This window comes from Paenibacillus wuxiensis (genome assembly GCF_040195695.1).
GTDB lineage: Bacteria > Bacillota > Bacilli > Paenibacillales > Paenibacillaceae > Paenibacillus_B > Paenibacillus_B suaedae.
On sequence record NZ_JBEFZI010000015.1, the window covers coordinates 98,139 to 110,205 of the forward strand.

The 12,067-nt window shown below is 44.5% G+C and carries 16 protein-coding genes; 15 read left to right on the forward strand and 1 reads right to left on the reverse strand.

Annotation, left to right across the window (positions count from 1 at the left end):
- The first annotated feature begins 46 nt into the window (after positions 1-46).
- The 10 genes from ABN764_RS26780 (at position 47) to ABN764_RS26825 (ending at position 8,452) form a co-directional block, all read left to right on the forward strand.
- Complete coding sequence (locus ABN764_RS26780) at positions 47-544, forward strand: GNAT family N-acetyltransferase (protein ID WP_174809119.1); 498 nt, start codon at positions 47-49, stop codon at positions 542-544.
- Positions 545-600: 56 nt separating this feature from the next.
- Positions 601-1,116 (forward strand): GyrI-like domain-containing protein, encoded by a 516-nt coding sequence (locus ABN764_RS26785; protein ID WP_446673636.1) that lies wholly within the window; start codon positions 601-603, stop codon positions 1,114-1,116.
- Positions 1,117-1,202: 86 nt separating this feature from the next.
- Positions 1,203-2,024, forward strand: coding sequence for a Cof-type HAD-IIB family hydrolase (locus ABN764_RS26790; RefSeq protein WP_174809118.1), 822 nt, complete (start codon positions 1,203-1,205; stop codon positions 2,022-2,024).
- 192 nt (positions 2,025-2,216) lie between these two features.
- Positions 2,217-3,761 (forward strand): tetratricopeptide repeat protein, encoded by a 1,545-nt coding sequence (locus tag ABN764_RS26795; RefSeq protein WP_446673637.1) that lies wholly within the window; start codon positions 2,217-2,219, stop codon positions 3,759-3,761.
- 224 nt (positions 3,762-3,985) lie between these two features.
- Positions 3,986-4,642, forward strand: a complete 657-nt coding sequence (locus ABN764_RS26800) for a 3'-5' exonuclease (RefSeq protein WP_446673638.1) — start codon at positions 3,986-3,988, stop codon at positions 4,640-4,642.
- 73 nt (positions 4,643-4,715) lie between these two features.
- Complete coding sequence (locus ABN764_RS26805; protein WP_446673639.1) at positions 4,716-5,171, forward strand: 8-oxo-dGTP diphosphatase; 456 nt, start codon at positions 4,716-4,718, stop codon at positions 5,169-5,171.
- A 201-nt stretch (positions 5,172-5,372) separates the two neighbouring features.
- Positions 5,373-5,921: a histidine phosphatase family protein gene (locus ABN764_RS26810; RefSeq protein ID WP_446673640.1), complete on the forward strand. Its 549-nt coding sequence runs from the start codon at positions 5,373-5,375 to the stop codon at positions 5,919-5,921.
- A gap of 54 nt (positions 5,922-5,975) precedes the next feature.
- Positions 5,976-6,113 (forward strand): hypothetical protein, encoded by a 138-nt coding sequence (locus tag ABN764_RS26815; RefSeq protein ID WP_175560665.1) that lies wholly within the window; start codon positions 5,976-5,978, stop codon positions 6,111-6,113.
- 265 nt (positions 6,114-6,378) lie between these two features.
- On the forward strand, positions 6,379-7,194 hold the full coding sequence (locus ABN764_RS26820) for a MerR family transcriptional regulator (protein WP_446673641.1): 816 nt from the start codon (positions 6,379-6,381) through the stop codon (positions 7,192-7,194).
- A gap of 28 nt (positions 7,195-7,222) precedes the next feature.
- Entirely contained in the window at positions 7,223-8,452 is a 1,230-nt protein-coding gene (locus ABN764_RS26825) for an MFS transporter (protein WP_446673663.1), read from the forward strand.
- A 127-nt stretch (positions 8,453-8,579) separates the two neighbouring features.
- On the opposite strand, the gene ABN764_RS26830 is transcribed toward ABN764_RS26825, so the two are convergent.
- Positions 8,580-9,377 carry a CPBP family intramembrane glutamic endopeptidase gene (locus tag ABN764_RS26830; protein ID WP_446673642.1) on the reverse strand — a complete coding sequence of 266 codons (798 nt, stop codon included), beginning with the start codon at positions 9,375-9,377 and terminating at the stop codon, positions 8,580-8,582.
- 228 nt (positions 9,378-9,605) lie between these two features.
- Between ABN764_RS26830 and ABN764_RS26835 the strand changes: the two genes are divergently transcribed.
- The 5 genes from ABN764_RS26835 (at position 9,606) to ABN764_RS26855 (ending at position 11,888) form a co-directional block, all read left to right on the forward strand.
- Positions 9,606-10,331 carry a GNAT family N-acetyltransferase gene (locus tag ABN764_RS26835; RefSeq protein ID WP_446673643.1) on the forward strand — a complete coding sequence of 242 codons (726 nt, stop codon included), beginning with the start codon at positions 9,606-9,608 and terminating at the stop codon, positions 10,329-10,331.
- Positions 10,332-10,357: 26 nt separating this feature from the next.
- Positions 10,358-10,654 (forward strand): antibiotic biosynthesis monooxygenase family protein, encoded by a 297-nt coding sequence (locus ABN764_RS26840; RefSeq protein ID WP_446673644.1) that lies wholly within the window; start codon positions 10,358-10,360, stop codon positions 10,652-10,654.
- A gap of 77 nt (positions 10,655-10,731) precedes the next feature.
- Positions 10,732-10,905, forward strand: coding sequence for a hypothetical protein (locus tag ABN764_RS26845; protein WP_446673645.1), 174 nt, complete (start codon positions 10,732-10,734; stop codon positions 10,903-10,905).
- A 16-nt stretch (positions 10,906-10,921) separates the two neighbouring features.
- Entirely contained in the window at positions 10,922-11,383 is a 462-nt protein-coding gene (locus ABN764_RS26850; RefSeq protein ID WP_446673646.1) for a GNAT family N-acetyltransferase, read from the forward strand.
- Positions 11,384-11,498: 115 nt separating this feature from the next.
- Positions 11,499-11,888 carry a nuclear transport factor 2 family protein gene (locus ABN764_RS26855; RefSeq protein ID WP_446673664.1) on the forward strand — a complete coding sequence of 130 codons (390 nt, stop codon included), beginning with the start codon at positions 11,499-11,501 and terminating at the stop codon, positions 11,886-11,888.
- The last annotated feature ends 179 nt before the right edge of the window (positions 11,889-12,067 follow it).

The following is a 12,067-nucleotide window of genomic DNA, read 5'->3' on the forward strand; positions in this document are numbered from 1 at the left end:
GGCATATGAATGGAAAAATAAATTGGCTAAGAGAGGATTGTTCAACATGACAACTTATCATTTTCACCCGATGACGGAGGAGCAAGCTGCTATCATTTGTACGTGGAAATATGAGGGTATCTATTCCTTGTACAGTATGGATGGGGATGACGAGTCCATCAATGAGATGCTAGAAGAAGAATTCTATTATACCGTCGATGATGAGAATGAACTAATCGGCTACATATGTATTGGCAACTCTGCCCGTGTTCCGGGAGGCTATGCGGCTGGTATCTATGAAGATGAGCAAGCAATTGATATCGGACTCGGACTTCGACCCGACTATACAGGACAGGGAAAAGGGGTGGAGTTCCTGGCTCAGGTTATGGACTACATTCGGAAATTGAATCGAGGAGAGAAGATTCAATTGGTTGTCGCTGCCTTTAACGAAAGAGCGATTAAGGTGTATGAGCGTACAGGGTTTGTTAGGGGAATCTCGTTCACAAGTAAAATAGGGGAGCAGGACACTGAATTTGTAGTGATGAGATATTCTCCTGCCCAGTAAAGCAATATAGAGCGAGTGAAGGAACGAAACAGCTTATATGATTGGAGATTCGATGCATGTCAACTGGCAATAGCATCGCAACTGGAGGAGATACAATGCAAGCTACAGTGGTTACACTGCAGGCCATGCAACTTGTAGGATATCAGGTTGAGGCCACGATAGAGGAGTTCGAATCGGGTCTTGGCAGGCGTACCTATCAAAAGCTAGTGACACAAAAAGATGAAATTCAATATCGCAACAATGATGATGTGCTTATGGTGCAGATCTATCCTGATAAATCCGACTTTGATCCGCTCAAAGATCGGTTTATTCAAATTTTTGGATACGAAGTGGCGAGTCTAGGAACGATTCCTCCGCAAATGATAAGCCATAACATCCCTGAGAGTAAGTATGTGACTTGCACACACTATGGTCTCGAATCCGAATTAAGTCGGACGTATGAGTTCTTATATGGCGAATGGATGCGTGAGACAGGCAATGCAGCGCGCTTCTATGATTTTGAGAAATGGGATGAACGTTACAAGCCTAACAGTCAGGACAATGAAATTGATATCTTTATCGCATTGGTATGATCTGTTCCTTCGCAGATTCGCCATCTGCTTCGTGAAAATGGTATAGTAGAGATACTAATCTATTCGACGAAAAGGAATGCTGACAGATGAACTATAAAATGATTGTACTTGATTTGGATGATACATTGCTGCGTGATGATCGGACGATATCCCCGCGCTCGAAGCAAGCGCTTCTTGATGCGCAAGCCGCTGGGGTGAAGGTGGTGCTCGCATCAGGGCGACCAACCTATGCCATGATCGCCATTGCAGAGGAATTGGAGCTGGATCGATTCGGGAGCTTTATTTTATCGTTTAACGGTGCCAAGATTACGAATTTCTCGACGAAAGAAGAACTGTTCAGCAGTACGCTGCCAGTAGAAACGGTTCGTGATATATACGCGCTTAGCCAGCAAGAGGAAATGTCAGTCTTGACCTATGTGGGCGATGATATTGTGACGGAAGCTTGCAATGAATACGTGGAGAAGGAGTCCGAAATTACCGGCATGCCGATCTTGGAAGTGGATAGCTTCGTAGATGCAGTACAACAGCCTGTTGTTAAGGTGTTGATGGTCGGGAATGCGGACAAGCTCGCTGTCATCGAGAAGAAATTGCAGAAGCAGCTTGAGGGTCAATTAAGTGTCATGCGTTCTAAGCCGTTCTTCTTGGAATTCACCGAGCACGGTGTGGACAAGGGCACGAGCCTTCATGAGCTGATTCAGAAATTAGGAATTCGGCAGGAGGAAGTCATTGCAATGGGTGACAGTTATAACGATGTTGCCATGATTAAATTTGCCGGTCTCGGTGTAGCGATGGGAAATGCCCCGGCAGATATTCAAGCGTTAGCGGATTATGTAACGGATACGAATATGAACGATGGCGTAGCCAAGGTTGTTGAGAAGTATGTGCTTGGCGAGCTTGTTGCGAAGTAAGGGTCAGCGTATCGAAGGAGAACCTTGTGAGGGTTCTCTTTTTTTTTAAACTAAAAACTGAGATTTTGGTTCTGTCGGTAATTATGGTACCATTCATAAGATAGATTCGGTTACGATTGCCGTGCCAACAAGGAGTAAGTTGTAGATGATTGGCACGGTTACTATGACATATAGAGAGCAGGGTTGCATGGAATGGAAGAGGGACAACAACGATACCGCTTTAGCGAAGCACCAATATGGGATTTACAGCGTGCATACTACGAACGCAAAGGGCTCAAGGCATGGAATAATGATCAGGTGCCCCAATACATCACAAGCAATCCGATGATTGCTACTGGATATGCGGACATTATTTTCGGTTTTCTTCGGGATCGGGCTGAACGAGGAGAGCGCTCGGAACCCGTTGTCATTATGGAACTGGGAGCAGGAGCAGGAAGGCTTGCCTTTCATATTCTTCACAAGCTGTGTGAACTTCGTGATGATGCAGGAATCTCGCTGCCTCCATTCCGGTATGTAATGACGGATTTGGCTGCCAAGAATGTGGAAGGATGGCGGGAGCATCCTCAATTGAAGCGCTTCGTGGAACAGGGGATACTCGACTTTGCCGCATTCGACGCAGTTCATGATAAGGAACTGAATCTCACTATTGCTCAAGAAACGATTCGTCCAGGCGATTTGACACAGCCGCTGCTTATTTTGGCGAACTATTTCTTTGACAGTATCCCGCAAGAGCTGATTTATGTAGGAAATGGCGAGATCTATGAATGTGATGTTCTTGTTGAGTTCAAGGAAGAGGACGATGCTGCTCAAGTAGATCCGCTTAGAAATATGACGCTGACCTATGAGCATCGTCGTGCTCCGGCATATGAAGATGACGCCTATCCCTATCGAGAAGTAATCGCGCTATACCAGCAGGAGCTTGAGGATTCTCATGTCTTGTTCCCAGAGGTAGGATTGAGATGCTTGGATAGACTAAATAAGTTGTCCCAGCAGGGATTTGTATTGCTTACTGCGGATAAAGGCGATCATAGACTGGATAACTGGAAGTTTAATGATCCGCCTGAAATTGTTCACCACGGGGGCAGCTTCTCACTGACAGCGAACTATCATGCGTTCCAGTATGCATTTGAGCAGAGAGGCGGTCTGGCACTGTTCCCTCCGAACCATTATAAGGATATTAATGTCGGTTGTATCTTTATGCTGGAGGATCCCCACAATTATGTGAATACCCGATTAGCGTATCACCAAGGAATTGAACGATTTGGGCCGGATGATTTCTTCAGTCTGAAGGTGTGGGTGGATCGGCACCTGGATACGATGGACTTGCAGCATATTTTAGCCTTCTGGAGACTTGGTGGCTATGACGCAGAATTCTTCATACAGAGCGCGAAGCAAATTTCAAGCTTGCTCCCTGATGCAAATGATGAGGAGATGCTCGATATTCAGCAGGGTATTCACATCATGTGGTCCGCTTTTTATTTCATGGAACAGAAGTATGACGTGGCTCTGGATTCAGGACTGATCCTCTTTGAAATGGGGATGTATGAGGATGCGAAGCAGTTCTTGGAGACGTCTGTAGCAAGTGATGATGATCCTGTTGCGACTGTAATATTCTGCTTGGCGATTTGCTGCTATGAGCTCGGTCAGGAGGACACAGCGCTGAAGTACACTCGCGAGGCACTTGTACTGGAGCCAGATCATGAAGAAGCTTTGGAACTGCTGAGATGCTTCGAGTAAGGAAAGCTTGCTTCACGAACTGAATATGCACTGTGAGAAGCAAAGTATGAAGAGAAGAACTTCATGACTGATTTGTGGATACAGGGCATGTACTAATGATGAATGATGAACCGGATCAGTCACGCTGTTAAGGAGTGGGTTGATCCGGTTATTTGTTGGAATTTCTAGTAAGCGGTTGCACGTCGAGTGTATAATATTGTTAATTTGATAGAGAGGTGGCACCGATGAACATATCTAACATTTCCAATGAAGAATATGAGTTAAGTGGATTAACGATTAAGGGTCTTATGAATCAGCAATATTGTGTGTTTGATTTTGAAGGAACCGGCATCGACCATCATCTCGACCATATTACTCAAATAGGTGCATTGAAGATGGACGCAAGGGAGATTCATGAGGAGGAACCCTTTGTGACACTTGTGCGTTCGCCGAAGCCAATCCCTGAACATATTGCAGAACTTACGGGAATCACGAATGAGGCGATTCATGAAGCGCCAGATTTTGCTCAGGTCTATGAGGCATTTACGCGGTTTATTGGCGAACGGATTCTCGTGACACAGGCGGGTTATGAATACGATATTCCGCTGTTGCGCAAGGAATGTGAACTAGCCGGATTTCCGATGGTTAACAATGTCGTATTGGATACGAAGACCATGTTCACGAACATTCATCCAGAGCTTGCTGATATCCCCTCAACTGATTTCCTCATCCAGTACTATCAAATTGACGATACGGATATAGCCAGACATGATGCAGTGGGAGATAGCGTTCTAATCAGTCGACTTTTCGTAAAGATTCTTGAAGAGTATAAGGAACGAGGACTGGATGATTTGATTATAGAAGATGCCCTTCGGGTGAAGAGGTTTAGGAGACCGTATTAAGGTCACTAGGGTTATATACATATCTATCATTGAGTAGTAAATTGCTGCATACGAGAAAGAGGAGATTGTAAGTATGTCCAAGGTTGAGTTGACGAATATGTGCATGATCTATGATCCTGACACAAATCGGGTATTGGTGCAGGAACGTGTGAAATCGTGGAAAGGCCTTTCGTTTCCAGGAGGTCATGTGGAAGAAGGCGAGAGTCTGGTAGATTCCACGATTCGAGAAGTGAGAGAAGAGACAGGACTTACGGTATCCGACTTGAAACTATGTGGAATCGTCTATTGGTACAACAATGAAACAGGCGATAAATACTTCGTCTTCAGCTATCGGACGAGTGTGTATGAAGGACAACTGATAGAGCGGACGGAGGAAGGTCCTATATATTGGGTGGACAAGGATGAACTGCCGAATTTGCCGCTTTCAGAAGGGTTGAAGGAGAGGCTCCCGATGTTTTGGGATGATAACCTCTCTGAGGCATTCGGGGTGTGGAATGAGCAGGATGCAGGAGTATTAAAGCTGCGATAAGAAGCTGCGATAAAGCAGATTCGAGCGAATCGTTGATAGCAGGTGCAGCCCGGTTAGATATTGCAGAACTTGTCAATGAATAGGATTGAACCTGATAAGAGTTAACAGGGTAGTCAGTCTCTGCAGAAATGATTTATTTATTGGTGTGCGGGTGTGTTATGACGAATCTGTGGGATGGGTATGCATAAAGGAGGCGGTAGAATGATTTACGTAGTTCGGCATGGTCAAACGGATGCTAATAAACAAGGAAGAATTCAGGGGAGAATGGGACTCCCGTTAAATGAAATTGGGGTGAGACAAGCGGAAGAGCTGCGAGACATTCTTCAACCGATTACATTTGATTACGTATTCTCCTCGCCGCAAGAGAGAGCTGTGCAGACCGCAGAGATTGCGACAGGGATAAATCCCACAATTGATTCAAGACTGGATGTGTATGATTTAGGGGAAGCCGATGGTCTGCTAAAGAATGAGGTAAAGCTGCTAGGGGGGATTCCTGATCCCAATGTATATGGAGGAGTCGAAGAACCACGCAGTTATGCGAAGAGGGTATTTGCATTCATGAATGAGCTGATGGAGGACGAAAGTCTCCAAGAAGTGAATATTTTAATTGCTGGTCATCGCTGTACGACTGGATGCATTGGCGCGTATTACAATGGGGTGCCGGATGATTGGAACATCTTGAAATATTCATCTGGTAATGGCGAGTACAAGATGTATCCGTTTCAGGCTAAGCGAAAGGTGCATATTTAAACGTACGCGGAGCCCATACCTGTTAAGGGTTGCCGACACTTGGGGGAGCAAGTGATGTTGAGAACAACCATTTATGTCGATTGGAACGGACATCATATGAAGCTGACGTGGATTCCTTATGAAGAAGCACCGGATATTACGAAGTTCATCCGTTCTCTAGAGAGAATGAAACGACAACACGAATCTGGGTGAGCCGACCGAAGTTCCCTTCGCCATTCAGGAGTATGAATGAGCCTTGCTCGTGCTTCAAGAGGCTCTAGCAATTGGTGCGCCTGTAAACTAAATAATAGCAACGTTATCGAAACCCAAGCATTGCGCAGTCTGTAAGATTGCAAATGCTTGGGTTTTATCATGTAAGAAGCATGAAAATTGATCCCTTGACTCTCCCCTTAACTGGAACGTTATACTCGGTACAGAACAGAAGAGCAAGGAATGTTTGTTGCCAGGAGGAACATGAATGTTTAAAATCAGCGAATTTTCGAAGCTCAGTCAGGTGTCTGTCAAGACGCTTCGTTATTATGATCAATTGAACCTGCTCAAGCCAGCTCACATTGACCAATTCTCAGGTTATCGCTACTATACGGCAGATCAAATGTTTCAGCTTAATCGCATATTGGGTTATAAAGAGCTTGGCTTTTCGTTAGAGCAGATTCGCGAACTGATGGGGGAGCATATCCCGCTTGAGCAAGTCAGGGGGATGTTCCGCTTGAAGCAGAGCGAGATCGAGTCCATTCTGGAAAAAGAACAGGCTAAGCTGGATCGGATCAAGGCTCGCCTAGAATGTATCGAGTATGAAGGGAAGGTCTCAACGGTAGATGACGTCGTTCTGAAGCGGGGCGAATCTCAGTTGGTGGCCTCTTATCGACAAAAAGCCTCATTGGAGCAAATTCCTGAGCTATTTGGGCGATTGGACGATTACGTAAAGAGTTATGGGCAGACGCTGCTATCAAAATTAACATTGTGGCATAGCTGCGAGGAATGTGAGGACAATATCGACATTGAGGTGGCACGCGTACTTACGCAGGACATCCCAAGCTGTGCTCCCTTTGTTGTAAAGAGATTGCCGGAAATCCCGATGATGGCCACGCTTATCCATCATTGTCCGACAACAACTCCATGTTCAGCGAGCTCGGAGGTGGCGCTGTGGATTGAACAAAATGGGTATCGCATGGTAGAAAACGAGCCGAGGCGTGAAATTTGTGTGCCGCATGACCAAGCTAATGATAAAGAAGCTCATGTGGCTGAAATCCAAATTGCAATCGAGCGAGTATAACGAAGAAGTAGAATCACATAGAGAGGGGGTGGCAGCCTTGACCAGATATCAAAGGCTTCTCACATTGAATTTATTTGCACTTACCTTTGTATTAGGTACGAGTGAATTTGTCATTGTTGGATTGCTGGCGGAAATATCGACAGATCTGAATATCGCAATCTCGACTGCGGGTGCTGTCGTATCTGCTTTTGCACTCGCCTTTGCCATTGGCACACCAATCTTGACAGCACTATTTAGCCGCTTCTCGAAGTTCCCGCTCATGCTGACTTTGCTTGGAATATTTATCATCGGCAATATCTTTACGGCCTTGTCTACGACATATGCGCTGCTTTTTATATCCAGGCTCATAACAGCTATCGTAACAGGAATACTAATTGCGTTGGCAATGGCGGTTGCGAGTGAATCGGTTCCTGCTGACAAACGGGGTACAGTCATTGCCATCATATTCACAGGCTTCACGGTTGCGAGTGTAGTCGGGGTGCCGCTTGGTACGTATATCGGCCAATGGGGCGGGTGGCATCTGACGTTTTGGTTTACATCGGGATTGGGGATCGTGTCAATGCTAGCTAGCTCAGTAACGATTCCTAAGGGATTGAAGGGCACGCGCAGCTCGCTGCGGAAGCAAATCGGCTTTCTAGCCAATCCCCGTGTTATCATTGCTTTCCTGATTCCAGCATTAAGTATTGGAGCGACATATACGGTATATACGTATTTATCCCCCTTTCTCCAACAAGTGTTAGCGGTACCGGAGCAGTATATTGGACTCGCCTTTTTGCTCTACGGGATCGTCACCGTATTCAGCACGCTAATTGGAGGAAAATTGGCTGCAAGCAACAGGATCGCCAAGCTGCGCTACGTATTTCTCATTCAAGCCGTCATTCTTGCATCGCTGTATGCAACATCCCAATCGCTTATTGCGGGACTGATTAGTATTTCATTCATTGGATTAGCCATGTACACCATGACCTCAACGATCCAGCTGTACTTTATTGATCTGGCTAATCAACAATTTCCGTCTGCTAAAGATTTCGCATCATCGTTAGCTCCCGTATCTGTGAATGTCGGGATCGCAATCGGATCAGCATTGGGTGGCTTCGTTTCGACGAACATGAAGCTTATCGATGTCTCATGGGTTGGCGGAATTGTTGCAATCGCTGCCTCACTTCTCGCCTTTATTAGCTACTCGCTTGATCATAAAGCGTTATCGATGCGTGCGAAAAGCCTTCCTGTGCAGGGCCATTGTGATTCAAAATGTTAATGAAATGAATCGGCTGAAGGTTATTTTCATAACTAGTCAATAAATTAAGGACTATCCACAGAAGCGGGATTTGTAATCCTAACGCTAGAGGGGTAGTCCCTTTCGAATTTATTTTACTAATTTTCAATTATAGGGATCGCGTAGGATGTTGAACGTTCGATCTCTTGTTGTTGTCGAACATGATGATCGATATCGAAACAACTGCCATTACAACAGCAGTGATGATCGCTGCCATTACGGATGATCTTACGATAAATACATTCGCTAAGGCGTTGGAACAACTATGGAATAACACACAGAGCCAGACGCTATTGCTTATCTTTCGAATACATGCCAATGCGAAGCTTAGACCGATGATTTGAAAAGTAAATACTAGAAAACTTTTTCCGTATTGTCCTGTTCCTACGATAAAAAAGAGTGGCAAATGCCATACCGCCCAGATCACACTAGTTACAAGCGTTGCAGGAATAAAGGACATCCTCTTCTCGAGTGCGGGCTGCAATATATATCTCCATCCGGCTTCTTCCAAGCCACCTCCAATCACCATCGCAGGTATCAAAAGAATGACATAATACCAAGGCATCACGATATCAACATCTGAAAGAAATCCTCGAATACCGAAATGGAGAAGCAAAAATAATGGCAGCAGTAAATACAACTTTAGACTATGCTTAACGTCAAAAAGATTGCGCAGCCATTCCCTAAAGGAAGCGACTTGCCCGTCTCGTTTTAAAACATAATACGAAACGATTGTAGGAGACCATCCTCCGATAAGAATAAATAGATACATCCACGAAGCTGTTTTGGTCGTGAACCCCGAGTAACCGAGAGCAATTGCGAGTCCGCCTGCAAGTGCCATCAGCATATAGGTGAAGAGAACAAACTTTACGTATGTCTCACTGCCATTTGTTTTGGTAGGTAACACATCATCCCTCCGTAATCTTTCATTCGACTTGCCTGAGATCTATTGCATTTGTTGAAACAGGAAAAATTTGCGCACTTAATCAAGTATATGAATATCTATCAATATTTCAAGGTCTATCTGCAAGTGTGCGCAGAAGGAGTTTCAGAATAATGATCGAATGGAAGAAGATAGAATAAGGAAGCTGGTAAGCTGGAATCCTCTCATCAAGAAAAGAAAGGTAGAGATGAAATGACTGAAATCAATGAATTATTGGAACAGCTAAAAGCGGTCGGTATGCATCATCTGAAAAGCGATGCTGTTGTCATGCTAGAAATGTTACATGGCACACAGGATGCAGCCAGAATCGATATTCTGATCAATAAGCTATTGTCTAGCATGACAAGCAATAAACTGCAATCCATATTGCTTGAATGTCCTCACACTTTATTACATGAGCTGCCCATTGTTAAGCAAAAAATGAGCGTCATTGGTGAACGAGCGATGTATACTAGGGAACTTAGAGAACAGTTAGGCATATCTATTCCCGCCTATGAAGTTTGGTCCATAACGGAACCTAAGGCTATCGCGTTTCTAGCGGAAGTCATGAATAAGAGTAAGTACGATGCAGCAAAATTTCTTGAAACCATGAAGATTGAATTGCCATCCCAAGTGGATACCATGTATACCGTTTACATGCTCAATAATGAGCCCGTAGGTGTCGTGTTTCCTCATATCGAACCAAATACGAATCAAGAAGGACGCCTATTTTGGATAGGCATTCATCCTGCGTTTAAAGGGAAGGGCTTGGGGAGAGGGTTACATACGATTGGGCTGTATCGCTTGCAGCATGACTTTCAAGCAAAATCGTACCTCGGGGCAACGCAAATCGAGAATGCTCCGATGCGAAAGATTATGGAAGCCAATGGATGCATGCAGCAAGCAACGGTGGTCTCGCTGAAGTATTCCATTGCATAACTCATAACGAGAAGGTGGAAATCAATATGATTCTCGAAGTGGCCGCATTACATATCATTCCGGGGCAAGACTCAGCGTTTGAGCAAAGCTTTAAACAGGCTTCCAAGATCATCTCTCGTATGAAGGGCTACATCGATCATGAGCTGCAGAAGTGTATGGAGCAAGAGAATAAATATATATTGCTAGTCAGATGGGAGACGCTAGAGGATCATACAATTGGATTTAGGGGTTCGGAGGAATATCAGGATTGGAAGGCACTCTTGCATCACTATTATGATCCATTCCCGGTAGTCGAGCATTACGAGAAGATCGGGCTCGGATAACGTTTATGCACATTGAGAATAAAGAACAGGTCTTTCGGAATATATATACTTCACTAAAACTCGGCGGATATTTGATTTTGTCGGTAAGCAAGGGTTCGGAATGGTTTGAGTTCAACGATAGGAAATTGCAGTTCTTTCCTGCTAGCGTTGATACGTACAGGCAGTTGTATAAGCAGACGGGATTCCTACTAGAGATGGTAGAAGAGACAGAGAGCAAGTATGCAACCATAATGAAGGGCAAGAAGATATAGAAGGGAATGGACGAACATGACCGCATACGCAGTAAAGCTAGCCACAATCGAAGATTTGCCTGAGCTTGCAGAGATATTTAATTTATATCGTGTATTCTATGGTCAGGACTCAAATGTAGAGCAAGCCAGCCGTTTTTTATTCGAGCGGTTTGAGCACCGGGAATCGGTTGTTCTTATAGCCCGAGATCATGATACGAAGGAAATAGCCGGTTTTACACAATTATATCCCTCCTTCTCATCTATTTCGATGGAGAGAACTTATATTCTGAATGATCTATTTGTGCGGTCTGTACATCGGAAGCAAGGGATTGGACAACTCCTGTTGAAGGCAGCGGAGAAGTATGCACAACAGATGTATGCCAAAGGACTTGGACTTTCGACAGCCATTGATAATGAACAGGCACAGAGATTGTATGAGCGTAATGGGTTCGAGAGAGATGAAGAGTATTTTCATTATTTTCTGCGAGTTAGGAAATAAGGGGAAAGCGAACAGATCGCGGCCAGGAATGAATAGGGGGTCCACGAAATAAAATGGCTGTATGACATAAAGATTAGCAAGGCTTAAACGGAGTTAGTCTTTAATGAAGAGAGGGATGTCGGTGAATAGGAAAGAGGAAGTTGCTTGCATTGAGGAATATGTGAGAGTTTATAATTCATTCGATATAAAAGGGATGGTCGAGCTGCTGCATCCAGATATCGTATTCCGGAATGTTGCCAATGGAGAAGTAACTATAGAGACACATGGGATTGAACCCTTCCAACGGCTCGCACAGCAATCAGCGGGATTATTTTCGAGTCGCCGACAAAGTATTCTACAATATATTTCCAGTGATGGCCGCATTGAAGTAGATATTGACTACGAAGGCACCTTGGCTGTTGATCTTCCGACCGGATTGAAGGCTGGAGATAAGATTCAGCTAACAGGGAAAACCATTTTTACATTCACAAACGGGAAAATATCAAGTATTGAAGATCATAGTTGACGATGGTATACGGGCCATTTACCTCATATATTTTTCAAAAAGTCGTCTCTTTCAAGTTGTGCTGTGTAAACGTGCAGCCGATTTCGGAGAGGCGGCTTTTATGTGTGTAAGTCAAAAAAATGCATATAGGGGTCAGAATTATATCCTGTGCCAAGGCATGTTCTCTCCTATAGTAGAAG

Coding starts and splice junctions, on each gene's coding strand:
- ABN764_RS26780 (WP_174809119.1), top strand. CDS start 47: ATGACAACTTATCATTTTCACCCGATGACGGAGGAGCAAGCTGCTATC.
- ABN764_RS26785 (WP_446673636.1), top strand. CDS start 601: ATGTCAACTGGCAATAGCATCGCAACTGGAGGAGATACAATGCAAGCT.
- ABN764_RS26790 (WP_174809118.1), top strand. CDS start 1,203: ATGAACTATAAAATGATTGTACTTGATTTGGATGATACATTGCTGCGT.
- ABN764_RS26795 (WP_446673637.1), top strand. CDS start 2,217: ATGGAAGAGGGACAACAACGATACCGCTTTAGCGAAGCACCAATATGG.
- ABN764_RS26800 (WP_446673638.1), top strand. CDS start 3,986: ATGAACATATCTAACATTTCCAATGAAGAATATGAGTTAAGTGGATTA.
- ABN764_RS26805 (WP_446673639.1), top strand. CDS start 4,716: ATGTCCAAGGTTGAGTTGACGAATATGTGCATGATCTATGATCCTGAC.
- ABN764_RS26810 (WP_446673640.1), top strand. CDS start 5,373: ATGATTTACGTAGTTCGGCATGGTCAAACGGATGCTAATAAACAAGGA.
- ABN764_RS26815 (WP_175560665.1), top strand. CDS start 5,976: ATGTTGAGAACAACCATTTATGTCGATTGGAACGGACATCATATGAAG.
- ABN764_RS26820 (WP_446673641.1), top strand. CDS start 6,379: ATGTTTAAAATCAGCGAATTTTCGAAGCTCAGTCAGGTGTCTGTCAAG.
- ABN764_RS26835 (WP_446673643.1), top strand. CDS start 9,606: ATGACTGAAATCAATGAATTATTGGAACAGCTAAAAGCGGTCGGTATG.
- ABN764_RS26840 (WP_446673644.1), top strand. CDS start 10,358: ATGATTCTCGAAGTGGCCGCATTACATATCATTCCGGGGCAAGACTCA.
- ABN764_RS26850 (WP_446673646.1), top strand. CDS start 10,922: ATGACCGCATACGCAGTAAAGCTAGCCACAATCGAAGATTTGCCTGAG.
- ABN764_RS26855 (WP_446673664.1), top strand. CDS start 11,499: ATGTCGGTGAATAGGAAAGAGGAAGTTGCTTGCATTGAGGAATATGTG.